This window comes from Methanobacterium petrolearium (genome assembly GCF_017873625.1).
GTDB classification, from domain to species: domain Archaea; phylum Methanobacteriota; class Methanobacteria; order Methanobacteriales; family Methanobacteriaceae; genus Methanobacterium; species Methanobacterium petrolearium.
Genome location: NZ_JAGGKL010000004.1, coordinates 80077 through 106524 on the forward strand (window position 1 = coordinate 80077; position 26448 = coordinate 106524).

Below are 26448 nucleotides of genomic sequence, written 5' to 3' on the forward strand. Positions count from 1 at the left end.
TTTATTTTGTTTGTGCTTAAAATTTGTTCAGATAGTACTTGGAATATATTGCACCTAACGGATTATGGGCCAGTACCCTGTCCTTAACAGCCAGAGTGGTTACCGGTGCCTGGGAATGTTCTGTGAATAATATGTCATGGCCTATGCAGAGTCCAATTATAATATTAAGATCTGTATCTTTTTCATTTAGGACTGTTGCCTGACCAATAGGGTTACACATTGATTCTCTACGTTCGTTATCTATTTTTTCCAGCTGGAAATCTTTTTTATTGATCCCACATACTTTACAACATACAGAATATACTTTAAAATGTTTTTTGAAGATTGAATGAAGTATATTTGCTTCTTCTTCTAAACCCACACAGAATGCCAGTCCTATCTTTTTATACTTCATCATCTTTGAAAAGATGATTATTTCTTCTATACGGGTTTTTTCCATGTAATATCTGGATTCTATGGCAGTAGATTTTTTCAATACATCGATTTCATGTTCTTTGTACAGTTTTTTAACTTCTTCTTTGATATCCAAACAGTCTTTTCCATTATAACAATCTTTCTTCTGGCAGGAAGCACAATTCAACCCATTCATCTCCTTTTGATTTATAAAACGTTGTTAAATTTGAAATGATGAAAAAATTATCAATGGTTTCTAATCATCATCTCATTTTAATAATTCATGATAATTTTAATGATTTTTAATCTGAATCCATGACAATTCTAATAACTCTTAATCTAAATAATCCATGATAATTTTAATGATTGTAACTTTAATAATTCCTAATGATTAGTTCCTTTATTTCTCCTCTCCGGGATGTTTTGGAATTTATGTTGCGCTTGGCAAGAACTCTTTGTATGTTATATCCATTATACAGTTCATCAAAGAAGTTATCATTAATATCATGGTTTTTAGGGTCACTGTTGCTTAGAATAAGATTTGATCCATTTTGATCCATCTTTTTGTAGAATTTTGCCAGTTTCATCTGGTCTTCATCATCAAAACCTTCACTGGAATATCGAGTGAAGTGTGAGGTACTGTTGAGTGGCCTATAGGGAGGGTCCAGGTACACTAAAGTGTCTTTTTCTATAAATTCCTCAGCACGGGTGAAGTCTGCACAGAGAAGCTCTGTTTTTTTAAGGGCCTGGTGCACATACTGTAAGTTTACTTCATCACAAATGGTAGGATTCTTGTACCTGCCAAATGGTACGTTGAACTCACCATTACTGTTGGAACGAAAAAGTCCATTGAAACAGGTTTTATTGAGGAAGATCAAATAAGCTGCCCTGTGGATCCATTCGGGAACATATTTATCGTAATCAATTACATCCATCTGCCGATTGTAAAGACTTCGAATATGATAATAATTCTCTTTCCTGCTTTCTTCTGATTTACGGAGATGTTCATCCTCCATATCATTTAATTTGTCAATTAATTTAAGATGATCATCCTGGAGAACCCGGTAGGTTAAGATGAGTTCTGGATTGATATCAATGAGTATGGAATGTTTAACCTGGTAATTCCGTTTTAAAAAAAAGAACATTGCCCCCCCACCTACAAAAGGTTCCACATACTTTTCAATAATCCCACTATTCAATATAGATTGAGGTAATCTTTTTTCCAACTCTAAAAGGAGTTGGGTTTTGCCACCTGCCCATTTGAGGAAGGGTCTGGGAACTTTAAAATTTTTGGATGAAATTTTTACCATTTTTATCCTTATTGATTTGATTTTAATTGTCTAAATTTTATCAAAGGCCATCTTCAATCTTGAACCTTCAAGTGATAAACTATTGATTTTTCACTATTTATTGGTCTTCTAAAATATTTTCAGGTGCACCACCCAAAATAACAAGTCCTTCTGCCTCTAAAAAGTGTAAATCAGCTGGAATTATAATGCAATGAAGAGGCCCTCCAAAATCTTCTTGCACCAAAGTCTTTATTGGACCTGCTCTAACCAGAGGTTTCCTGGAACCTGCACGGGCAATCACCACAGACAAGGTATCATCAGATATTAATCCTTCATTCCGTGCATCTTCAACACGCAGAAGGTACTCAAGACCCTCGTTTGCAGTCATATAATAATCCCTATGTGCCTGGATATCAAGTAAAACAAGCGTATGTAGGCCCATCTTTTTATTTTCCTGTATAACCTGATAGGGAGAGTGGGGGAAGTAGTTTTCTTCTGGCCTGGGTATAGTTGTGACTTTACCAAACTTATATGCCTGCAAACCTGCAATACCAGGGGCTGCTGAGAGTATGGATGATGAATGGATAACTACGGTTTTTATTCCTTTTTTATGGGCTTCCATCAGGATATCTGAATGAGTGGTAGCCATTAAAGGGTCACCTGCAGTTAAAAATGCTATATCTTTATTTTCAGCTTGTTTTAATGGCAGAACATCTTCTTCAACTTCTTCCCTGGCCAGTATATTGATCTGCACCCCTGCCAGGTTTTCCAGGGATTTTAAATCCCCACCAAATAGGCGAGCCGTGTAAAATTCAGCGTAAACCACATCTGCAGATTGAATGGCTTCAAGACCATTTATGGATATGTCTTTTTCATCATAGAGTCCCAGTCCAACCAGGTAGAGCATTCTTTTCACCTTCAACATCTAATTATGAGGTGGAGGGTTTATAAAATTTTATTTTAAAGACTAAAAATAAATGATAATAGGTACAATAACAGATGAAAGAACATAGTAGAGGAATTCCATGATCGGGTTAAAGGTCCCTAAAAAAGAAACAAATCATATCCGCCTTAGTCTACAGGAGAAATCTCTTCTTAATCATGACTGGAGGATCAAACGTTCAGAAGATTACGTGTATCTCCCTCTAAATCAAAGACCTGATGATAAATTTTTAAAGGAATTGGGCCTTATAAGGGCCGATATTGTGGATACTGATTTTGAAGAACATAAAAAAAGACCCCGTAGCATGGAAGATTACCTCAATGGCAGGATCCCCCCTGAAAAGATGGATGAATTCAAAAAATCCTTTGACATCATAGGGGACGTGGTGATCCTGGAGATTCCCGATGAATTGGAAGATGAAAAATATCTCATTGGAGAGGCAGCCCTTAAATTCACCAAAAGAAAATCTGTTTACCGCAAAAAAAGTAAAATAAAAGGTATTGTTCGCACCCGTGAACTGGAACACCTTGCTGGAGAAGACCAGCCAGTGACCATTCACAAAGAGTATGACTCCCATATAACGTTAGATGTTAAAAAGGTTTATTTCAGCCCTCGTCTGGCCACAGAAAGGAAGATCGTAACTGATCAAGTGCACGATGGGGAAATAATCATTGACATGTTTGCCGGAGTGGGACCCTTCTCTATCAACATCGCCCGGAGACGTAAAGTCCAGATATATGCTGTGGATATCAACCCCCATGCAGTAAATTATCTTGAAAAGAATATCACTTCCAATAAGCTTAAAGGACAGATCAAACCCACACAGGGAGATGTTGCCGAAGTATTAAAAAATCTCAACCTTGAGGTGGATCGGATTATCATGAACTTGCCCGGTACTGCCTACGAATTCCTTCCCATAGCAATCAAACACATTAAACCAGGTGGAACACTTCATTATTACCAGTTCAGCCGTGATTTTGAAGATCCAATAAAAAGAGTGAAACAAGCCGCACAACCCCGCCATGTGAAGATATTAGATAAGAGGAAAGTGAAATCCAGGAGTCCTGGTGTGTGGCACGTTGCAATTGATGCTAAAATTACATGATAATTAGTATGTCAGGCCATCAAAAAGGATCCACAATTCCCTCTTCAGTTATGATCCCTGTGATCAGGTCACTGGGCACCACATCAAAGGAGGGATTCCTCACTTCCGTTCCTATGGGAGCTGCCTGACAGCCAGCAAAACTCAAAACTTCAAAAGTATCTCTTTCCTCAATTTCTATATCATAAATACTACTTTCATAGTCAAAGGTGCTCTTGGGCGCGGCTACATAGAATGGTACGTTGAAACGTTTGGCTGCCAGTGCCACCATCAATGATCCTATCTTGTTGGCTATTCCTCCCTTAGCCACACGATCAGCACCAATAACCACTTTATCTATTTGACCTTCCTGCATCAGACGACCAGCAGCACCGTCAACAATGAGTTTTACTGGAATGTTTTCCTGCTGCATTTCCCAGACACTTAACCGGGCTCCCTGAAGTACTGGGCGGGTTTCATCGCAAATAATATTGATATTTTTACCTTCATCATTAGCTGCCCTTATAACTCCCAGCGCAGTTCCATAATCCACACAGGCCAGTGCCCCGGCATTGCAGTGGGTTAGGATGGTGTCACCATCATCAATTACTGTGGCTCCATGTTTTCCCATGCGCCGGTTGGTTTCCATATCCTCCTCATACATCAGTAATGCTTCTTTGAGAGGGTCATCAGACGCCATGACCCTGTCAACAGCCCAGAAGAGATTCACTGCTGTGGGTCGTGCGTTTTTCATGTCAGTGGCTGCTTTTTCCATATCTTCATCAGCAAGGTAGGCTAATGCCATTCCAAAGGCTGCTGCCACACCTATGGCTGGTGCTCCCCTGACCACCATTGTTTTAATGGCAGTTATAACATCCTGATAGGTTCCACAAACTAAATATTCTGTCTCATGAGGTAGAATTGTCTGGTCTAAAAGGTAAAGAAGATCATCCTTCCAGTACATGGTTTTCATGCTAAAACACATCCTTTACAACAAATTAAATTTTATATTCAAACACATCCCCTATAAGAAATTAAACTTGTAATCAAAGAAGGATGGTATATGATAATTTGATATTTGATTATTAAAAAAAGTTTATAAGGGATTTTTTTTTAGCAAATTAAAATCCCTAACTATTTTAAATCCCTAATAATGGCTGGCTGGTGTCATATCAAGGTGTTTGTCATCTTTCCCTGGTACTCCATAGGCATCTGCCCGGCACTGGGTGCAAGCCCTGAACACCGGTAAAATTTCCTCAACTTTATCTCTAACTTTGGAAAGATCATCACAACCTGGTCGTGGATAGTCCTTCATTTTATATAGTGGTATGAGTGGTATGATGTTCATCAGGTTAGCACCACGTTTTTTAACTTCTCGAGCAATATCTGGGATGTGTTCATCATTTAATCCCGGAATGAGGACACTGTTAACTTTTACCACCACCCCCAGTTTGGCTACTTTCTCTATTCCTTCCAATTGTTTCTGGGAAATTAGTTTGAATGCCTCTTCCCCCTCATAGACTTTCCCATCATAGATGGCTCGAGAATAGATCTTTTTACCGATTTCGGGGTCTACAGCATTGACAGTTACGGTGATGGTGCTGACGTTGGCTTCAGCAACTTCTTCTGCCATATCGGCCAGTAAGAGTCCATTGGTACTCATACACTTGATGAGGTCTGGGAATTTTTTGTCGATTATCCTGAAAAATTCCAGTGTTTCAGGGTTGGCCAGAGCATCTCCTGGCCCAGCCACTCCCACCACACTTATAGGCATCTCTTTGGTAACTTTCGCCACATGGGCAACTGCTTCTTCCACAGTCATGACCCTGGACGAAACTCCAGGTCGCATTTCACATTTGTTTATTTCGCGAGTGCAAAAGTTGCACTGAATATTGCAGCGAGGTGCTAGGGGTAGGTGAACTCTTCCTACCTTATCATGCATTTTTTCATTGAAACATGGATGTGCTCGGGTTATATGGGCAAATTTAGATTCATTCATAGAATTTCCTCCCTAACTTATGAAAAACTTAAGATTTCTCCTTTTTTAAGGGTTTGTCTTTCTTTTTCTTTGCAGGGGATTTGGGGTCTGTTACTTCATATAATTTTTTAGTTTCTTTCATTTCTTTAATAATTTCCCTGGTTTTTTCAAGGTATTCTTCTTTAATATATTCATCAGAACAGGTCAAAGCTATGATATTACCTTCAGAGAAGTGTTCCATTACCCTGAAACCTTCAGGAACTATGCGAAACAGGGCATCATAGATCTTCTTTTTGAGATCTTCCTCAGGATCATGTACCACCAGTCCCTCCAGTTTGATCTGAGGATCATCAATTATAACCTCATATCGGCTGGGCTGGTGTATTTTGTTTCTTCCCTCAATTTCCCAGAGTTTTTTAAGAAGTTCAGGAAGATAATTCTCATCTTCAATCCTGATGAATGCCTCATTAGCCTCAGCATCGTATTTATATTCTGCAAAATCATCTAAAAGTACGGGTGGGGCTGTTTTTTGGTACTGGATGGCAATGATGAAAATTGGATCACGAGGATCAATGTAAATCCGAACATCTTTTACAGCCCGGACAATTTGAACATCTTGTAATATTTGCCGAAGGATCATGTCATAGACTTCTCGTCCACTTTCATCGTAGCATTCTACCTGCATTTACATCCTCCTACAAATTTTTAGCTCCGAATTCCTTCGTGTCTCCCAGCCCAGATACCAGTAATGCAGCACCCACTGCTCCAATATGCTGTGAGTTTTCAGGTACAATTACTTCCATTCCACCCAGGACCGTGCTAACCGCTTCCACCAGTCCACCTATAAGACTAGTTCCACCAACCTGAATAAGAGGTTCTCTCACATCGATCTCCTGGAGTTGCTGTTCATAAACCTGTTCTGCTACAGAAAGACATGCTGCAGCAGCCACATCTTCTTTGGTATTTCCAGCTGCCAGGGATGTTACCAGGTCTTGAATTCCAAATACAATGCAGTAACTATTTAATAATGATTTTTTGAAGTCTCCTTTAAGTGCTAAAGGTCCCAGTTCGCTGATGTCCACGCCTAAACGTCGTGCGGTGATCTCAAGGAACCTTCCAGATGCACCTGCACATATTCCTCCCATTGTAAAGTTATCAGGAATTCCATCGTTAACTGTAATGACTTTGTTATCCATACCACCAATATCTAAAACCGTGGCTTCCCCCCTTTGGTGTCCTGCCAGGTAAACAGCCCCTTTAGCATTAATTGAAAGTTCTTCCTGGATAAGGGCCGCATTCAGGTGTTTGCCAATGTTGAGTCGACCGTATCCTGTGACTCCTACTCCTTCCACATCGTCATATTTGTAACCAGTGCCCTGGAAGGCTTGTTCCATTCCTTCCTGGGCACTGGCTATTACATCAGTGGTAGGCAGCCATCCTGAGCCTATGATCTTATCGTTTTCCATTAACACCACTTTGGTGGTGGTGGATCCTGAGTCAATGCCCAGGGTGAGTCCTTCCTGTTTTTCCCGGGCCAATAAACTTTTTCTGGCCACTATGGTAGAGAGGGCTTCCATTCTAATGAACAGTTCATCAGCCTTGGTTCTCTCGGTGAATGAATAGGTGACCACAGGGAGGTTAGTGTTCTGCTGTATGAATCGTCTTACTTCATTTCTAACCAGTGCTCCTTCTGCACAACGGAAACAGGTGGCTATGAAAACAGCATCAGCATCTGATTTGCCTTCCGCCAGGGACATGGCTCTGGCTATCATTAATCGTATGCTGCTTGATGCAGCGTTGAACCCAAATTTATGATAGGCCTCATCTATGTAGTCTAAATCTGCTTCAGGAATGATTATTTCCGCTCCGAAGGTGGCTGCTGCTTTTTCTATCTCTTTTTGCACTCCACTGTACTCGGTTCCGCATGAAATTTGAGCTATTTTAACCATGGTTATTCCTCCCCTTGTTCCTTGGTTTTATCATCTTCCCATTTAGAATCTTCTGATTGGTCTGATTGGTCTGGTTTTTCCAGTTCATCCAGGAAGGTGTTGATCTTGTTAATCACTTCCATGGTTTCTTCCCGGGTTTCAGGATAATGTATTTCCAGTACTGGGATGCCTCTCTTGCGTAGGCAGTACATAGAAAGTTCGTTGGTACGGGCACATCCAATACATCCGAAACCATAGGGGGCGTCCTCCATTATTATAGCTGCTTCGGCTTCATCGATTATTGGCCCGAATATGGCCATCCTACCCCTCACACCAGAGGGTACTTCAATGGCTGCATACTTAAGGCCTTTTATAGGTTCTTCCTCAGTGATGTTGAAGGGTGGGGAGTCTATTTCAGGGTCTGTGACTTTTTTTCGCATTTCTTTCTGGATTACTAAAGGTTCATGACCTCTCCGTTCCACCATATCCGCCAGTATCAATGAATTAGGTGGGAAAACAGCTATTTTCACTTTAGACCACCTCTTGAATCGTTAAGTTCTTCTGGTCTTTTGGTAATTTCAATTATATCACTGTAAATGCCCTTGGTTATGTCCACCACCCCCATGGCAGCTATGGTTTGTCCTTCTTCAATTATGGGAACCACAACTACAGGTGTGCCCTGGTATGCTCCTTTTTTGGGAATTATCTGGATTTGTTTACCTGTTTTTATCACTTCTTCCAGTATTGGGCCAGTATAATTGTAATCTAAGACTTTTCCTTCTTCAATACGGACACCTGGATTATTGCTGGTGCGCATGGTGAATGGTAGTCCGTTTACCAGTTGGTGTATGGCAATGGCAATGGTTGCTATTTCTTCTCCAGTTGATGATGCATTGATATTCATTTTTCACACTCCTGGGCAATTTTTTGGAAATCTTCAGGGCTGATTTTTTCAGGTTTTTTTAAGGAAACCTTTTCAGGGTTTTCCAGAGCATCACAGACATATTCTAATAGTTCATATTCCTTTTCTAATTGATGGAATCCTTCCCTGGCTGCTCCTCTTTTAGCACGGCATCTTCGAGGGTCTCCTGGTGGGAATCCACGGTCTTTTGTAAAAATGTTGGATGGATCCAGATCTCTTATTTTTTCAACAGCATCCATCACCACTTCCTCATTTCCATGTATTAGGGCTCCGTAACAAGTGGATTTGATGGTTAGGGGGAGTTCCAGCATGTGTAACTTCCCTGCCAATTCACTTGAACTTAATTGGGCTTTAGGTCCTAATACAATCATTCTGGTGACTTTATTATCCTCTGATGATATTTGATTATTTTCTGGTGACATAAACTGTGTCCCCCTCCTTATATTTCTCCAGATGTTCCATTCCTTTTACCACTCTACCAATTATATTGGTTCCCTGAAATGGTTCTCCTGTTGGGCCAAATTCCTCGTTGTCCTCGAAACGTACCCCTACCATCCCAATATGACGACGGGACATGTTGGTGACTCCAATATAACCTGCCTTCACCTTGCCTTTAGGAGTGTTTTCAGGTATCAAACCCTTAGATTCTTTGGGAACGGCTTTAAACATCAATAGTTTCATCCCTGGAAATGCAAAGTGGACGTTTAATGATCCTACCGGTGAATCCAACAGTCCAGTGATTTTTTGGAAGTACCATGTTGAACGTGGTGCCTCCTGATCCAATTCCAGATGCACCAGATCTTCTTTAAGTATTCCAAATGTTTTCACTTCTCCTTGGCCAATGATATCCATAGTGTAATGAGGTTCCTGTCGTACCACCACTGCGTTATCATCATCCAGTCCTTCACGGATTTGTTTAACACCATTTTCCTTTAGAAATTCTTCTGCCTCTTTTTGAGTCATGGCAAGGGTCATTACCCTGCCAGGATAGGTTTTAAATGTTACATCATCACCGTAACGAGCCATGTCCAGTAATTCCATGCCTTTCTCCACTTTTCCCAGTACATTATGAGATGGAGTGGAAACACGGTCCTCTCTATAAATGTAAACACGCCCTACGCCTTTTCCTGTATTACGAAGGGTTATAGTTCCGCGTTTTCGTTGATCTATCTGTTCCGTTTCTTTATCTAAACCTTGCAAGGCATAAAATCCGGCGAATGAATTGGAATCATAATCAACACGGATTTTTCCTGATTCTTGCAGTGCATAGAAATGTTCCACGGATTGGGGAGATTTAGGATTGGGTTTGACTTGTACGTAGGTGAATATCTGGTTTCCTTCTTCTAGAAGGGTTTCCAGGTTGGTGATGGCAGCGCTTTTTATTATGTTCTCTCTTTCCATGACTGGTTTTATCTTTAGAATCTCATCGTCATCAGTGAGTTTTAGGATGGTTCTTTTACCACCCACCACCCGTGCAAAGATTCCCCTGTTTTCTTCAGGTGCGCCGTATGTAGCTTTATGGTCTGCTTTGATAAGTATGATGTGGGTGGCATCTGAAGTGAATCCTGAGAGGCTGAAAAGTACATCCCAACGATGATAACGGCATTCTTCTCTACTCGGGATTAATTCTGTTTTTATAGGTCCAACAGCCACTTCTTGAGAGGTAATCCAGCGGACACCCATCTTAGAAAATTCATGGTAATGGTTTTTCCATGTTTCAACTAAACTTTCCGGTGCATCAGCAGCTATTTCAATGATAATGCTTCCCTGGTTGGTTTTTATTTTATACTTGTTGACATGTCGTTCAACTTCTTCAGTACCCTTAACCAGACCCAGAACACATCCGGGAATGTAGGGTGCTCCCACAGCGTTTATTGCATCCTGTATTGTTGAACCTTCAGCAAGATCTACTTTTTCTCCATTGACCTTTACCCTCATTAAATTACCCTCCTAGGGCCTTTCCTCCTGTATTCCCATAATTTTATCGGTATAAAAATCAAAAATAATCTCTTTATCCTCACCAGATGTTAAATAAAGTTTTTTATCCGATGTTATGCTGCCCACAACCCTGGTGGTTATATTAACCTTTTCCAAAATTTTGATAACGTCTCCAACTTTATCTTCCTCTGCTGTAAGCACGAAACCCGCCCCAGGGTAAAGTTTAAGCCAATTTTCCCAAGTTACATCAGTGTTTCTAGGTATCAGCTCCAGTTGGACTGTTGCACCTACATTAGATGCTTCTAAAAGCATTCCCAGAGTCCCTATTGTGCCAGGGTTACTTATGTCCTTCCCAGCACTTACCAAGTGTTTACATGCAAGTTCATTCATGGCCTTGATTTGCGCCTGGACCAGTTCTGCACTTTTCATGGTGGTGGTATCCCAGTTCAGGTGAAACTGTGGATGTACGTTCCCATCCAGGTCAATTGCCACCAGGACTTTATGTCCGGGTCTGGCACCACAACTGGTGATGAGATCTTCACGGTTCATAATTCCGGTTATGGACACATCAAGGGAATTGTAGGGTGCATCTGGGTGCACATGTCCCCCCACCATAGGCACTCCGAATTTTTTCACTCCTTCGTTGATTCCATCCATGATCTGGGCACATATGTCTTCATTCTGGGTGGATAAGACATTGGTCATTCCTAATGGTATTCCGCCCATGGCTGCGATGTCATTTACATTTACCAGAACAGAACAATACCCAGCCCACCAGGGGTCGGCTTCCATTAACTTTCCCCACATTCCATCGGCAGCCATGAGCACCACCTGGCTGTTTCCAATTTCCAGGGCTGATGCATCATCACCAAACCCTAGAACTGTTTTTCCAGATATATTGTAAGTTTCTTCCAAAAGACCAGTTACATCTTTTATCAGATTTTTCCGGGTAATTCCCTCAAAATTTCTTATAGAATCAATCAATGGTTTTAAATCCAAGAGTTCACCTCTTTTAAGGCTGATTAATGTCTTAAATCACTTATTGTTTTATAATATGATATTATTAGAATTCAATGACATAATCTACTAAAATTCATTCTCCTAAAAACATCTCATTTTACTGTATAAGTTTATAATTATTGGTTATCTCACTTATTATCTGTAGTAATTTACTTTTAAAATTTTCTATATTTTCTATTTCTATGGTTTCTTTACGGTTGAAAAGTTCCAAAAAAACTTTATCACCTGCTAAATCATCAAAACCTGCGTCAAGTTCAATTATTAAAGAACCTTCAGATTTATGTCCTTCTTCAACTACTCTGTCAACATCTCCATCTGTTATGCCGATTATGGGAACGTTGAAACGGTAAAGTATGTCCGCAGCCACCAGTGTGGTATCATCACCAACAGTTACCACCATATCCGCATTTTTCAACCGGTATATATCCTCAGCAGCATGATTAAGATAAGAAACAGTGAATTTATTGTTTGATTTTTCTGATTTTATTATTCTGGGCTCAACAATTGATTTACGTAGTAATCCAGTTTTTACTATTGCTTTTTCAAGGTTCACAGTTCCTAATTTCTCAACACCGTGTTTTTTAAGCTCTCCACCCTCAATATCAATTATTATTCCATTTTCAGCTATTATTGTAATATAAGAAGATTTGGATTTGCCGATGACTATGCCGTTGACAAATATGTTCTCATCCGGTGATACACCAGCAATTTTCCGGCAGATATTACCTGAAATTGCTTGGCAAGGATCTTCACTGAATAATTTTTTCTTGATCTGATCTGGGGATACCAACAACAGACCCAGCTTACTGGAGATATCCTCTGCCAATTTTTCCAGGTCCTTTCCCCATGCTACAACACTGCCATCTTCTTCCCCAGGCCTTTCTATCTGGATGAGGGGAGGTTGGCCCTGAGAATTATTGTAAACTTTGTATCCGAAGGCATGGCCAGTTACACTAGATTTACCATAGTTAATGAGAAAAATAACATCACAATTTTCCTGATTGAACTTGTCAACAGACTGGCTGGGGAAAAGCTTCTGACTGATATCGATCTTATCTTCTAGATGGGCATCGATAACTGCAGTTCTGCCCATAGTACCGCCAAGTCGAGATTTAACCACACCATAATTTCCTAAAAATTCTATGAACTTCTGAGCGTAACCCGAGTCAACAATTTCTGGTCCATGTACTACCAACCCAATCTTCAATGGATTCATATTTCACCTTAGCATCAACAAGTTTTTATAATTACCTCCGAACAGTTGGATAATAATCAGTTATGATCCACTAAAATGCCCAAATAAATCTTAATACCAAAATAATGTACTAAAAATCTTTAAACTGCCCTAATAGCATATATTTTGATTATAAAAAAGAGTTATTTTTTTATTCTTTTCCTGTAAAGAGCAGAACCACAGATTTCACATTCATCTGCTGGGTAAATTGAGGGATATTTCTTCCTGCATCCACGACATATCTTGATCCATCCATACACTTCATTTATTCCCTCAGTTAGAACACTTCGATATGGAATCTGCAAAATCTCTAATATATTTTGGATGGAATAATCATCGGTGACCACAACCGGGTGAAAATTGTTTTTAAGAGTTATTGCTAAGGCCACTAATTGTTTATCAACTTCAGACAATCTTAAAATATCACCAGAATCTTTTATTGCCCTTTGGACCTGATCAAGTGAATCAGAACCCGGTTCTTTGATAATAAGTTTTTTTTCTCTTAAAGCAGATTCAAGAGTTATTTGTGACTTAAAATCCTTTATTTCAGATATGACTCCATTTGTAGTGACATTCTGATTTTTTGAAGATATGAATCCTCCGATAATTCCTGATGCATCAAGAACATAAACTTTTTCTTTCATTGGCCCACCCAAATCCATTATAATTATATGAATATATATTTGTATGTTTATTTTATTATAATTTACTTAATCACTAACTTTCAACATTGTATATGGATTATCGTGGCTTATTCATAACATTTAACCTATCATTAAATCTCTTAACACATACATATTACCCATAGGAAAGGTTTTTATGTTATTAAATGAATAAATTATATTGTTGGGGGAGGGCGACATTAGACTCCTTTCACAATTTTTCGCCTGCGAAAAACCGCCTCCGATTCGGACCTAATACCCTCCCTTCAATGGAAATCGGAAGAAATGATGAAAACTTCTTTTTATTTTAAATAAACAGTTTTATGGGGTGATATTTCTATTGATTGTATGAAATCAACTTATCACTCCTGAAAAGAATATTATATTTTAGGTATTGACCTTAATTAATTCATGTAGATCATATTACCAAAACTATGATCAAGAGACTGCCATAGAATTTCCAGTAGTTTACAAATATTTTATAGATATAATAGCAGATTAGGGATATAATAGGAGGGGAACAATGGAAAGTAAAAGTATGGAAGAACACAAAAAACACAGCCCAATACGGGTCAAAGTAGGAGTAATCACCCTTAGTGACTCAAAATCCCAGCAAAAAGAATCAAATAATTCAAAATACGGGAAAAATATTCCCCCTAAAGATGATTTATCTGGTAAAATAATATTAGAATCACTACAAAATCGACATGAATTAGTTTCTTATAGGATCATACCCGATGATGCAGACCTTCTTTTAAAAAATCTGAAGAAAATGAAGGACAAGGGAGCTGAAGTCATTATAAGTACCGGAGGTACTGGCATTGGGAAACAAGACATCACCATAGAAACCATAACCCCCCTTTTTGAAAAAGAATTGAGTGGTTTCGGAGAAATATTCCGTTACGAATCTTATAAGGAGTTAGGAACTGGTGCAATACTATCAAGGGCAACTGCAGGGGTTTGGGAGGAAATTATTCTGGTGGCATTACCTGGATCTCCCAATGCAGTTCAACTGGGGATGAAAATAATAAAACCAGAACTTGGACATCTGGTTAAACACGCCAAAAATTAACATTTAAGTTATCTGATAAATGACCTGCAAAGTAAATTAGCAAAAAAACTTAAAAAAAGGGAACAACAGAGAAAAGGAAAAAATTAGGGAAAATCTAGTAAATCTGGTTTTAATATTAGTGAAGTGATTATTTAAAATCGCTGATGGATACAATGGGTTCTAATTGCAGTCCTTCTTTTTCCAACCCTTCAACTGCACCCTCGTCTCGATCAACGATGACAAAAGTCCGTTTGATTTTCCCCCCATTATCTGTAACAGCCCGGACTGTTTTTAAAAGAGATTTTCCAGTAGTTGTAACGTCTTCGACCACTATAACATTATCCCCCTCTTTTAAATCGCCTTCAATAAGTTTAGATGTGCCATAATCCTTTTTGGCCTTACGGATCATAAGCATGGGTATACCAGATTGCAAAGCCACTGCTGTTGCAATGGGAACCGCCCCCAGGGCAGGTCCAGCAATTCTGTCAATTGCATCATCCTTAATCAGGTTAGAAATGATTTTAGCCACTTGAAGTAGGATCTGGGGATCTGTTATGGCTTTTTTCATGTCAACGTAGTAATCACTCTTTTTACCTGAAGAAAGGGTGAATTTGCCAAATTTGATAACATCATTGGCCTTCAAAAGGTTTATAAGAAGTTTTTTATCCTGTTCCATCTCCATTAAAATCATTCCTTAATCTAAGAAAATTCTTTAATTTGACAAATTAATTCCTTAATTATCCCTAATTACTTCTACGTACTTGATTTTTCAGATTTTTCCGAACTTAATGCCCTTCTGACATCTTTTACATATTCCTTGTTTTGAGCTATAACATTGGCTGCATACAAGGCTGCCACACATAGAACATGTGTACATTTTAGCAGATTTACCACAAATACTACATATTCCTCGGACTTCCATAAAATTACACCTTAACCCATTTGTAGGTTATATGATTAAGTTTATGGAGATTCTTTAAGTTTATAAAGCCTATGTAAACTTATGGAGCTTCTGATGTTGGAAGACTTATTTTAATTTTTGTGAGGTTAAAGATCAATGGGTAACTGATAAAAACTTGGTTAAAAATCGTAGCTTACTCCCTCTTCCCTACTTTTTAGAAGCATTTTATCCCCTATTTTGCTAACCATGTTATAAGGAATTATAGTTTCACCTTTAGACAAACCCAATCCCTCAGATATTCCACCTTTTCCCACTATGAATGCTTGAATCTGGTTAGTTTCCATGTTGACTTCCACATCCTTAACCTTTCCAATGATCACAGCTGAACTGTCCAAAACCTCTTTACCAACTATTTCTTCCACTATTCTCATGGTATCACCCATATTTTTTTAAGATTTCATAAAGTATGTCTAAAACTTAAACAGATATCCAATTTCATATCTTAACCTTAATTAAGTTTCAAGTTGTACTTAAAGTTTCAGGAATTACGGATGTTAAGGCATGTTGAGGCTGTCGAAAACCGACCCGTAACTAATAAAGATATTCTACAATTTTAATTTAACTAAAAAAGTTTTTTAAATCTTGAAAAATAAAAAAAGGAAAAATGGAGTATTATTTACCTACTCCCTGGAAACATTGCTCCATGTGTTCTTTGCTAGGTTTTTTAGTCAATAAACTCACCACTACTGTTACCACAAATGCAATGGGTAGTGATATGATAATAGGGTCCACTGTTGGCCATGGTAGTGAAGGTACCAGTACGGCACTTCCAGTTAATGCTTTAACAACACCTAAAGCCTCTGCAGATTTCTGGTACTCTAATATCAACCAGAAAAAGCTTAAGAAAGTTCCAACTACCAGGCCAGATATGGCACCGGCTTTGGTGCAGCCTTTCCAGAATAGGGCAAATACATACATGGATAGGAATGCTGCTGCAGTTATGGAGAACCACATGGATGTTCCCACCGCTATTATATTTGGTGGTAAGATGAATCCCATAATAACTGCTATGATCATTGCAATGGCAATTCCTAGCCTAGCAATATATACTGAAGCTGCTCCTTTTTTGTTGCTTAAAGTTTCATATATATCCCTTCCCAGGGCAGTTCCCTGGGTGTGTATCTGAGCACTGAGAGTGGACATTGCCGCAGATAAAAGGGTGATCATGAATATATAAGCAAACCATAATGGCATGGCAGCAGTGATGAACGCCGGTATTATCTTATCTGCATTACCATTTACCACCTGTATGGCCAGTTTACCCGCTGTATCATAGAAATATAGGTTGGATAAAGCCCCTACTATGAAAGCAGTTCCAGTCATCAGGAGGATGAATATTCCACCTACAAGTACAGCACGGTTCAGTTCCCGGTTGGATTTAACAGTCATGAAACGAACAACCAGCTGAGGTTGGGATAAAACTCCTATTCCCACCCCCAAAATCAGTGTACTGACTAAAGTCCACCAGAATGGGCTTCCCAACGCCGGCATGGATGTCCATCCTGTGAATCCCGTGGCAGTTGCCTTGGCAGTTGCATCAACCGGCACAATGTTCACCAAATTGGTAAGTGCCTGATTAGCATGTTCTAAACCACCTAACATCCAGTAAGTGGCTACCAAAAGGATGAACATTCCAATAAACATTATACTTCCTTGCAGGGCATCAGTGTACATCACACCCCTTATTCCGCCGAAAATAACATATAACGCCACAATAACTGCCAGTACTATCAATGCCACACTATAATCAATACTGAGGGTTGTTTCAGCAAACCGGGCCATGCCAATCAGAACCACAGATGCATACAGGGTCATTCCTAAAAATATTACCAGTCCACTGAAATACTGTATGAATTTACTATCAAAACGTTTTGATAAGAATTCAGGGAAGGTTAAGGCGCCTAAGTTGTGTCCCATTTTTCGGGTGCGTTTTCCAAAGAATACGAATGCAATGAAGATACCCACCAGTATATTCAGGAATGTTAACCATAAAAGCCCCATTCCATAGACTCCTGATACACCACCAAACCCTACGATGGCTGCTGTGCTGATGAAAGTTGCCCCATAACTTAAAGCCATGATGAAGGGGTGTGTTTCTCTTCCAGCCACCATGTAATCATCGGCAGTCTTGGTTCGCCGCCAGGCCACATAACCCACATAACCAGTCAAAAACAGGTATATTATAACTATAATACTTAACATCAATAACTCATTCATGTAACTCAAACCCCCACCTTTTTCATTGAAAAAGTATGAATAGATTTTTATGCGTCGTGTTCATCCCAAAGACCTAATTCTTCTTCCTCCATAACCTTCTCTTTTTTGTGCCACTTGACTTCCTCTTTTACCTGGCCTTCTTCATCTTCGCCGCCTTTATTCCAGTTTAAAATTCCGTAAATAACACATAGAAGGGTTACCAGGATGCATCCAATGTATGCCCCCCATATCCAGGGATCATTTATTCCTAGAACCAATTTCTCACCTCCTAAAAAACTGAATATTGCAATAGTATTATTTATCCTTATAATTAATGAACAACACTTTTTATATATTTCTATCGATTTTATAATGCCAAGCAGAACTTGGAATCTCTATGAGTGTTTAATGGAAATAATGAACAACGTAGTTGCCCCAAATACATAATAACATATCATAAATTTATGATAACATTTTTGCACCTAGAAAGTATTTTTTCTGATAAAACCCGTGCAGAACTTTCAAACAAAATATAATTAGGATAAAAGTAGCTTAATGGAAATCCAATTTGGAATTTTAAATCAGTTTGAATGTTAAAAGTGATACAATAAAATTGATGATTAATTAAAAAAAATAGGGGAATTAACTCTTCCATTGAGTGTAAGCATAATCCAGGAAGGTTATGAACTCTTCTGTTGCTTTTTGATTTCCAGTGGAGTTAGGATGATCATCACCATTATGGTAGGGTGATACTCCATCGTAATCTGATGCATAAACGTGTTCTATTTGGCCATTGTTACATCGGTGGTGTGAATTTACCTCAGAAAGCACACAGTATAAGTCAAACACATAAACATTCTTCCCACTATAATCAGATAACCATCCATTCTGGGCATCAACCAGCCAGTCACATAACTCACGAGTTAACTGATAACTGCTAACAGTTTCTTCCCCTGGCGGAGTTATGAGGATGAACATCTTATCCGGATGGGCTGTAAAGTATGTTTTAAGGTTATTATAGGTTGTTTTTTCATCATCTATGCTGCTGCCCACTTCACTTAAGGGGTAACATGATTTGAACATGATGATTTCGTTTTCTCCATCCGGGTTGGTGATGGTGTTAGTGTAAACTGTTTCTGCATTGTTGCTGTAGACGTATGGCATTTTAACATCATTGAACCACAAATACCAGTCATCTGTGTTAGTATGGTCTCCGAGATTGTCATCTGGCTCAGCATCCCAGCCGTAGTTAGTGTCAGTGACATAGTAATTGTTAGCATTCAAAGCAGTCCCTAAATTACCATTTCCATCTGCAAGCCAGTTACTTCCACAAGAATGGTGTATGAAAGTTAGTTTCACTGTTGATGATGGACTTTGAAGACTAATAATATCTATCCATGATCTAACTGCTATATTCGCAGGTAAGGTTTTAGTGGTGTTGTAGGTGTTTAGGATTTTACTGTAGGTATAAATGAGATTCTCATATCCAAAATAGGACCCTAAAGTACTGTACGACGAATAATTGGGAGCCACCATATAACGATCCATATACCTCTGCACCCTACCCGCAACAGAAACATACGAACCCACCGACAAATAACCCATCTTCTGATTATCCCTAGGCGAAACAGCAACCCCATAATTACCAGCAAGAACCGTAACCGAAAAATCATTATTATAAATCTTCTGAGTCACAGTAGTCAAAAGCCTAAGAAACACAGGCATAGTTAAAGTTGTAGTAAGAGTAGTCCCATTAAAACTAATTCCACTAATCACCACACTACCCGGAAGTTCACCATTAGATTCAATATACCCCTGAACCCAACTAGCAGCATCAACAGTCTCATCAACACTAAAACTACCAACAAAATTCTCAACAAAACTCCAAGGCACCACCTGAACATCCACAGGCAATGTCTTAGTAGTATTATAAGTAGCTAAGATTTTACTGTAGGTGTAAATAAGATTCTCATATCCAAAATAGGACCCCAAAGTACTGTACGACGAATAATTAGGAGCCACCATATAACGATCCATATACCTCTGCACCCTACCCGCAACAGAAACATACGAACCCACCGACAAATAACCCATCACCTGATTATCCCTCGGCGAAGTAGCAATTCTATAATTACCAGCAAGAACCGTAAACGTTAAATCACCCCTATAAACCTTAGGAACCACAGTAGTCAAAAGCCTAAGAAACACAGGCATAGTTAAAGTTGTAGTAAGAGTAGTCCCATTAAAACTAATTCCACTAATCACCACACTACCCGGAAGTTCACCATTAGATTCAATATACCCCTGAACCCAACTAGCAGCATCAACAGTCTCATCAACACTAAAACTACCAACAAAATTCTCAACAAAACTCCAAGGCACCACCTGAACATTTGCCGGCAGCACCCCCGTACTATTGTAAGTGTCGAGAATCTTACTATACGTGTAAATAAGATTCTCATATCCAAAATAGGACCCCAAAGTACTGTACGACGAATAATTAGGAGCCACCATATAACGATCCATATACCTCTGCACCCTACCCGCAACAGAAACATACGAACCCACCGACAAATAACCCATCACCTGATTATCCCTCGGCGAAGTAGCAATTCTATAATTACCAGCAAGAACCGTAACCGAAAAATCATTATTATAAATCTTCTGAGTCACAGTAGTCAAAAGCCTAAGAAACGCAGGCATAGTTAAAGTTGTAGTAAGAGTAGTCCCATTAAAACTAATTCCACTAATCACCACACTACCCGGAAGTTCACCATTAGATTCAATATACCCCTGAACCCAACCAGCAGCATCAACAGTCTCATCAACACTAAAACTACCAACAAAATTCTCAACAAAACTCCAAGGCACCACCTGAACATCCACAGGCAATGTCTTAGTAGTATTATAAGTAGCTAAGATTTTACTGTAGGTGTAAATAAGGTTCTCATATCCAAAATAGGACCCCAAAGTACTGTACGACGAATAATTAGGAGCCACCATATAACGATCCATATACCTCTGCACCCTACCCGCAACAGAAACATACGAACCCACCGACAAATAACCCATCACCTGATTATCCCTCGGCGAAACAGCAACCCCATAATTACCAGCAAGAACCGTAACCGAAAAATCATTATTATAAATCTTCTGAGTCACAGTAGTCAAAAGCCTAAGAAACACAGGCATATCCAAAGTCGTAGTTATTACCACCCCATTAAGAGTAGTTCCACTAATCACCACACTACCCGGAAGTTCACCATTAGATTCAATATACCCCTGAACCCAACCAGCAGCATCAACAGTCTCATCAACACTAAAACTACCAACAAAATTCTCAACAAAACTCCAAGGCACCACCTGAACATTTGCCGGCAGCACCCCCGTACTATTGTAAGTGTCGAGAATCTTACTATACGTGTAAATAAGGTTCTCATACCCAAAATAGGACCCTAAAATACTATACGACGAATAATTAGGAGCCACCATATAACGATCCATATACCTCTGCACCCTACCCGCAACAGAAACATACGAACCCACCGACAAATAACCCATCACCTGATTATCCTTAGGCGAAACAGCGACTCTGTAATTACTCACCAGATCAACTGGTGTAAGATCATTATTGTATATTTTCTGAGTTACAGTAGTTAAAAGCCTTAAAAAAGATGGCATGGAAACGTTGATACCGCCAATAACAATATTATCAGGGAGTCGATTAGTGATCTCTACGAAAACTGCAACCTCACCCGCAGCATTGGTAACCATTGGAATATCAAAGATTATCCTGTTGTTGGTTATGGTATTACCATAAGAGTTTGAACTTTTTATTAACAGGGTTTTTGCAGTTATGGTGTTTCCACTTATGGTGTTATAATTGCTGTTTTGAAGGTCAACTCCGATACTGCTGCCATTGATGTTATTCCCATTAATGTTGTTCCCATTGGATTGATTAAGTTTAATCCCAGTTTGGACGTTGTTGTGAATGGTATTCTGTTTGATCTGGTTATTTTGGCTTTGCTGAATTTCAATCCCACTATCCTGATTATCGGTGATTGTATTATCATCTACAACATTACCTGCGGAATTATCACTTATTTCCACTCCATCATGGTTATCTGATATATTATTTCCTTTTATGGCGGTATTATTGGAATTTTTGATAGTTACTCCGGTACCAGCATTAGAAGTAATCCGGTTATCTTCTATCTCAACGTTTTCGGAGTTTTCAACGGTTACTCCAGTTGAACTTTGAGTTATGGTGTTATTTTTTATTTTTTGGTTGTTTCCATCACAGTAAACGCCATTGTTATTACCCGAAATATTGTTTGAAGATATGGTGTTACTGCTTCCTGATACGCGTATTCCTATCTGATTTCCGGTTATGTTATTATTAGTAACAGTACAACCACTTGCTCCTGAAATGTCTATGGCTGAAGAGGTGGTAGCACCACTTATGATGAATCCACTGATTACTGAAGCATTACCACTGATTGTTATGTTGATTATTGGGTTTTCAAGATTTGAAGGTGTTAACACTGTGTTTTCACCACTTCCTTTAAGGTTAATTGTTTTGTTAATTACTAAATTTTCATTGTAAGTACCTGAAGCTACATTTATAGTTCCCCATGAAGTTAAAGCGTTTATGGCTGCAGTTATGGTTTTCATTGGCCCTGTGGTTCCACCTATAAATGTGGCACTGGTTCCATTCCATGAATCATTTCCGAGATTAGCGTCTACATAAAGTGTAGTTACAAGATTTCGGTCACCATGGTACCATGCATCAGCTGCAATTTTATCGTAGGCAGTGGTCTGAGCAACAGATGGGAAAACCCCATTCCAATCACCAACAAACGCAGTATAACCATTATCATTTCTCCATACTTGCACACCATTGTAAAGAGTGGATGTGGTGATTTTTTCTCTGTTTTGGTTGTTGGCATCCTGGAAGTTGCTGGCACCATCTAAAAAGTCATATACTATCTCCGCATCATTCCAAGCAGTTGCATAATAATTGGCTCCTGCACCATTGAACATCTGGGCGAAGTTATAAATGGTTTCAATAGGATTGGCCAGTTGGTTGCTTTCAACCCATCCTGTGGAAAAACAAACATGAAGTAAAAATATCGGAATTCCATCTTTAAATGGGGCTGTAAAATGATCACCATAAAATCCTTCCATCATCTGGCCGTCAATACCCCATATAAAATCGTCAGATCCCACTAATGCAAATGGAGGGATGGCAGTGCCTCCAATCTCATCATAATGTCCTAATTGATAACCACCATGCCCAGCATATATGACCGCATCAGCGCCGTACATACCCTTTAAGATGTTTTCTGTTGTGGCATTATCCCTGTAAATATCTAAAACAGGATATCCTCTCTGCCTGAGATCAGCTGCTAATTGAGTGGTTTCCTGATATGCTACTGGAAAATCATTTGCTGAATCTCCAATTATTAAGATATGTGCTTCTGATACACCAATACTTCCAACTACTGAAAAAAAGAGGATTAATGTTAAAAAAACAGTTTTTATGTTTATTGTTCCGGTTGCCACACACCACACCTTAATAGATTTTGAATATAATTAATTATATTTCACCACGTATATATGATTTTATTTAATTAATGTGATATTTCTCACAATGTCCCCCCCTAAAAAGTAGATTCTAAAAAAATCTCATATATTTGACTCTGATTTTTAAAATTCATTCATATAGAATTATAATGATTTTCTAAAACATTATTTAAAAAAAGGATTTCAAAGGAAATACATACAAAGGATGTCCATTTATTAAATTTTATGGAACCATTGTTATGATTCCAAGTCTGGGCAGTTTTAAACGGTTATTCTGATTAGTTTGAAATATTTTCCATTGTAAATTGTGGTTCCTGAACTTGTTAAGGATTCAACAATTTTCTGTGATTGCCCATCCAATGAACTGCCCATGTTATTTCCAGGACCACCCTGCAACACGTTTGTATTATTGTTCATATTTCCAAAAAGCCGTATATTATCATCTGTCATGTTACCTGCATTATCTGTCATGTTTCCAGGAGGCCCACCATTAGTAGAGTTCCTGTTTCCGGAAGGCATGCCTGTACTGTTGGTCATGTTTCCAGGATGTTGATTACCTCTATCCATTTGACCTTGCACCGTGGCTGATCCATCATTACCTGTGCGAATCGTGTCAAGGGAGTTAGGTAAAATTGATGGTCCATAAGGGAGTAAAAAACTTAAAGAATAATTGTTACTTTGATCAGCTCCATTGATCATTCCATTACCACCCATCATGTTGCCCTGGTTTGTTCCAGATGCTCCTGCTCCGGGGGTTCCAGTTCCAGATGTTTTTGAAGAATTGCCAGCATCTGATAAAGATGATTGACTGTCCTGAGTGCTTACTGAATAAATAGTGGTGTTCTGGTATTTATCCTGAATTCCTTGAATATTTTCAATTACGGTGATATTGTTACCATTTCCAACATCCCCTAAAACATATTCAACCCAATATTTGGTCTGGAGGTCGGAAGCAAGGATAACAATATTTTGGTTAGTTTGATTTGCAAAAATTGCTTTCATTGCCACCAGTTCATTGTATTCATCTGTAGTAATTGTGGGTCCTAAATTGTTAAAAGACTCAGAAGCTGTGTAATAACAAGAAAATGCAAAGATCGCTGCAATTAACACAACCATTAGAGTTGTTATCTGTTTTTTGGTAGGATATCTTACCAACAATTCAGTTTCTATGAATTTCAGCCCCAGTGGAACCAGGAGTCCAATAGGAAGGAATGCCATTAACAGAAATCTGGATTGGTATTGTGATGAAGGTATAACAACCAAAACAGCCAAGATAATGGTTAATGAGATGTAAACCCATGATAAAAGAGTGTTTTTGCTAATTATTGACAAATCGGCGTTAATGACCTCTTCTTTTAACCCACGCCATAGTATGATTATTGACGATGCCACCCCCAGTAAATAGGGTATGCTTAAAAATATTATTCCAGAAACTGGACTGGATACTGATCCTCCCTCTGTTGTTGTAGATGAAGAGTTGAAGAAGGATAAAACAGTGCCGTATTTAGTATACATTACTGGGTATACCATGAAAAGAACTGCTAAAAAGATTAACACCATGAAACTTAACAGCCCTAAAATTTTCAAGTCAAATATGGGTAACTTATGCATTTTAAATGACTTTACCAGTATGCTGAAAACCAGTAGTGAAAAAAACAGACAAACCGCCAGTGCTCCGGTGTAAATATGAGTTAACAGGTTTACACATAGTAACAGTACAGTTAGAATTCCATATTTTTTCCATTGTTTAAGGTCTTCGAACCACCTGATTGTGAAGTAAAGGAATAATAATAGGAATAGAACACCCACCAGGTTTTGCATGAAATTACCTAACATGGAAAAATAGTTCACATTTACTGTCACCATAAATGCACTTAGGAGTGCTGGTATCCGGGATCCTATCTGCATTCCATCTTTTTTCTTAACATAACATTCTGTGATAAAAAACGCTGGGAATGCCATTAACGAACCAATAAATGCCATTCCTATTTTCACACCTAAAAATGAGTTTCCTGTTAAAGCTACGAATGGTGTTAACAGATAATAAGCTAATGGTGGATCGTTACTCATGGGATATCCATATTGCAATATATTACGCACCTGAATATCATAAAAAGCACCGTCAAGACCATAAGAAAGAGAATAACGAGTTAAAACATACATATCAAGGATGAAGGAGAATATGAAAATGGCTATTAATATCACTAAGTGATAGTTCCCTTTAAGATAATTGGTAACTTCACTCAAGGAGAGCCCTCTTATTTTTCTAGAAATTTTGTTTTCATTCATAAAAATACCTAAAAATCGTTGTTTAATCCTTTTTTGGAAACAAATTGTTGAATCATTTTAAAAATATGTTTTCTGTTAAAATTTATGTTCTGATAAGTTTTAAGGGCTCTAATCCTTTTAGCGCATGAAACGATGTTCCAAGTGATAAAATAAGATTAGAGCCCTTTATAACCAATTAAATGGTTATCATGATTTGTGAATCGACCATAAAATCATCTTGGTCAGTAGTTCTGTATTTTGGGGATCCATCTCAGGGTGGGAACCACATAAGATCACCCGTCCTGAGCCATAATTTTCACCAATGATGGCAGAATAATCTTGATAACCAGTTTTGTTATCTTCATAACAAGCAAATGAATAAACACCTGAACTGGTGGAATACAATGCAGGGCCATTCTGATGATGTAGATTTAAGGTAGACTCATCAGACAGCACACTTCCCGAGGAAGTGGTTGAAATGGATAGTAAACCTTCATAATTTACATTTTTAGTATTTATATCTGGTGCGAGTCCCCATCCTGAGTACAGTTCATCAACACTGTTAGAAGCCGAATAAGCCCCTGCGCATATGCCCACATATCCATTTCCACTGCTTACAAACTGTTTAATGGCATCAGAATCAATGACGTTGCTGTTAAGATAGGTTTCAGTGCTTCCTCCCGGCATTATCAGGACATCATAGGAGGATAATGTGTTTGAGTTGATAGTGCCAGTAGTATCATATTCAAAGTAGTAACCTGGTGTGAGATTCATGTTATTGCTTTCATCGATACAGGCCTTTATACCGGCAACACTTTCCTCCATTGAACCATCACCATCGTAGATCAAAACTTTAACCACAGTAACACCGTTTGAAATATCATTGGCATTCACATCATTCTCATAATCCTGATAAGCACTCACCAAACTTGTGGCGGATATTGTCATGATAACAATGAATGCAGATAAGTATATCACTTTTTTGGATATGAAAACTC

The 26448-nt window shown here is 38.7% G+C and carries 23 protein-coding genes; 2 read left to right on the plus strand and 21 right to left on the minus strand.

Annotated features, from left to right (window positions below):
- Nucleotides 1-16: 16 nt before the first annotated feature.
- The 3 genes from J2743_RS04760 to dph5 form a co-directional block, all read right to left on the minus strand.
- Nucleotides 17-580: a DUF1847 domain-containing protein gene (locus J2743_RS04760; protein WP_209625424.1), complete on the minus strand. Its 564-nt coding sequence runs from the start codon at nt 578-580 to the stop codon at nt 17-19.
- A 187-nt stretch (nt 581-767) separates the two neighbouring features.
- On the minus strand, nt 768-1703 hold the full coding sequence (locus J2743_RS04765; protein ID WP_209625425.1) for a DNA adenine methylase: 936 nt from the start codon (nt 1701-1703) through the stop codon (nt 768-770).
- A gap of 97 nt (nt 1704-1800) precedes the next feature.
- Entirely contained in the window at nt 1801-2589 is a 789-nt protein-coding gene (gene dph5 / locus J2743_RS04770; RefSeq protein WP_209625426.1) for a diphthine synthase, read from the minus strand.
- A 118-nt stretch (nt 2590-2707) separates the two neighbouring features.
- Between dph5 and J2743_RS04775 the strand changes: the two genes are divergently transcribed.
- Nucleotides 2708-3730: a class I SAM-dependent methyltransferase gene (locus J2743_RS04775; protein WP_209625427.1), complete on the plus strand. Its 1023-nt coding sequence runs from the start codon at nt 2708-2710 to the stop codon at nt 3728-3730.
- A gap of 19 nt (nt 3731-3749) precedes the next feature.
- Here the strand turns inward: J2743_RS04775 and mtnA are convergent, their stop codons facing one another.
- The 11 genes from mtnA to J2743_RS04830 form a co-directional block, all read right to left on the minus strand.
- The gene (gene mtnA / locus J2743_RS04780; RefSeq protein WP_209625428.1) at nt 3750-4679 is read right to left on the minus strand and encodes an S-methyl-5-thioribose-1-phosphate isomerase; all 930 of its coding nucleotides are present in this window, start codon (nt 4677-4679) and stop codon (nt 3750-3752) included.
- Between the two features lie 174 nt (nt 4680-4853).
- The gene (locus J2743_RS04785; protein WP_209625429.1) at nt 4854-5705 is read right to left on the minus strand and encodes a radical SAM protein; all 852 of its coding nucleotides are present in this window, start codon (nt 5703-5705) and stop codon (nt 4854-4856) included.
- Nucleotides 5706-5733: 28 nt separating this feature from the next.
- A complete protein-coding gene (locus J2743_RS04790; RefSeq protein ID WP_209625430.1) occupies nt 5734-6369 on the minus strand; it encodes a methanogenesis marker 17 protein in 636 nt (211 codons plus the stop codon).
- A gap of 10 nt (nt 6370-6379) precedes the next feature.
- Nucleotides 6380-7633, minus strand: a complete 1254-nt coding sequence (locus J2743_RS04795; protein WP_209625431.1) for a methanogenesis marker 15 protein — start codon at nt 7631-7633, stop codon at nt 6380-6382.
- Nucleotides 7634-7635: 2 nt separating this feature from the next.
- Entirely contained in the window at nt 7636-8142 is a 507-nt protein-coding gene (locus J2743_RS04800; RefSeq protein ID WP_209625432.1) for a methanogenesis marker 5 protein, read from the minus strand.
- Nucleotides 8139-8516 (minus strand): DUF2111 domain-containing protein, encoded by a 378-nt coding sequence (locus J2743_RS04805; RefSeq protein ID WP_209625433.1) that lies wholly within the window; start codon nt 8514-8516, stop codon nt 8139-8141. The genes J2743_RS04800 and J2743_RS04805 overlap by 4 nt, the downstream gene beginning before the upstream one ends.
- Nucleotides 8513-8956: a methanogenesis marker 6 protein gene (locus J2743_RS04810; protein ID WP_245248053.1), complete on the minus strand. Its 444-nt coding sequence runs from the start codon at nt 8954-8956 to the stop codon at nt 8513-8515. Before J2743_RS04810 ends, J2743_RS04805 begins: the two co-directional genes overlap by 4 nt.
- Nucleotides 8940-10472, minus strand: a complete 1533-nt coding sequence (mmp3, locus tag J2743_RS04815; RefSeq protein ID WP_209625434.1) for a methyl-coenzyme M reductase-associated protein Mmp3 — start codon at nt 10470-10472, stop codon at nt 8940-8942. The genes J2743_RS04810 and mmp3 overlap by 17 nt, the downstream gene beginning before the upstream one ends.
- Before the next feature lie 12 nt (nt 10473-10484).
- Nucleotides 10485-11471 (minus strand): methanogenesis marker 2 protein, encoded by a 987-nt coding sequence (locus J2743_RS04820; protein ID WP_209625435.1) that lies wholly within the window; start codon nt 11469-11471, stop codon nt 10485-10487.
- Between the two features lie 118 nt (nt 11472-11589).
- Nucleotides 11590-12699 (minus strand): DUF2117 domain-containing protein, encoded by a 1110-nt coding sequence (locus J2743_RS04825; RefSeq protein ID WP_209625562.1) that lies wholly within the window; start codon nt 12697-12699, stop codon nt 11590-11592.
- A gap of 170 nt (nt 12700-12869) precedes the next feature.
- The gene (locus tag J2743_RS04830) at nt 12870-13370 is read right to left on the minus strand and encodes a PIN domain-containing protein (RefSeq protein WP_209625436.1); all 501 of its coding nucleotides are present in this window, start codon (nt 13368-13370) and stop codon (nt 12870-12872) included.
- Nucleotides 13371-13911: 541 nt separating this feature from the next.
- Here J2743_RS04830 and J2743_RS04835 point away from each other — a divergent pair.
- On the plus strand, nt 13912-14460 hold the full coding sequence (locus J2743_RS04835; RefSeq protein WP_209625437.1) for a MogA/MoaB family molybdenum cofactor biosynthesis protein: 549 nt from the start codon (nt 13912-13914) through the stop codon (nt 14458-14460).
- Between the two features lie 127 nt (nt 14461-14587).
- Here the strand turns inward: J2743_RS04835 and pyrE are convergent, their stop codons facing one another.
- The 7 genes from pyrE to J2743_RS04870 form a co-directional block, all read right to left on the minus strand.
- Nucleotides 14588-15115, minus strand: a complete 528-nt coding sequence (gene pyrE / locus J2743_RS04840) for an orotate phosphoribosyltransferase (protein ID WP_425342799.1) — start codon at nt 15113-15115, stop codon at nt 14588-14590.
- Between the two features lie 404 nt (nt 15116-15519).
- Entirely contained in the window at nt 15520-15771 is a 252-nt protein-coding gene (locus tag J2743_RS04845; RefSeq protein WP_209625439.1) for a PRC-barrel domain-containing protein, read from the minus strand.
- Between the two features lie 241 nt (nt 15772-16012).
- Nucleotides 16013-17617 (minus strand): sodium:solute symporter family protein, encoded by a 1605-nt coding sequence (locus J2743_RS04850; RefSeq protein WP_209625563.1) that lies wholly within the window; start codon nt 17615-17617, stop codon nt 16013-16015.
- Between the two features lie 47 nt (nt 17618-17664).
- Entirely contained in the window at nt 17665-17874 is a 210-nt protein-coding gene (locus J2743_RS04855) for a symporter small accessory protein (protein ID WP_209625440.1), read from the minus strand.
- A gap of 364 nt (nt 17875-18238) precedes the next feature.
- Nucleotides 18239-23161, minus strand: a complete 4923-nt coding sequence (locus J2743_RS04860) for a right-handed parallel beta-helix repeat-containing protein (protein WP_209625441.1) — start codon at nt 23159-23161, stop codon at nt 18239-18241.
- Nucleotides 23162-23443: 282 nt separating this feature from the next.
- Nucleotides 23444-25471: a glycosyltransferase family 39 protein gene (locus J2743_RS04865; RefSeq protein ID WP_209625442.1), complete on the minus strand. Its 2028-nt coding sequence runs from the start codon at nt 25469-25471 to the stop codon at nt 23444-23446.
- A 186-nt stretch (nt 25472-25657) separates the two neighbouring features.
- Complete coding sequence (locus J2743_RS04870) at nt 25658-26398, minus strand: BPL-N domain-containing protein (protein WP_209625443.1); 741 nt, start codon at nt 26396-26398, stop codon at nt 25658-25660.
- Between the last annotated feature and the right edge of the window lie 50 nt (nt 26399-26448).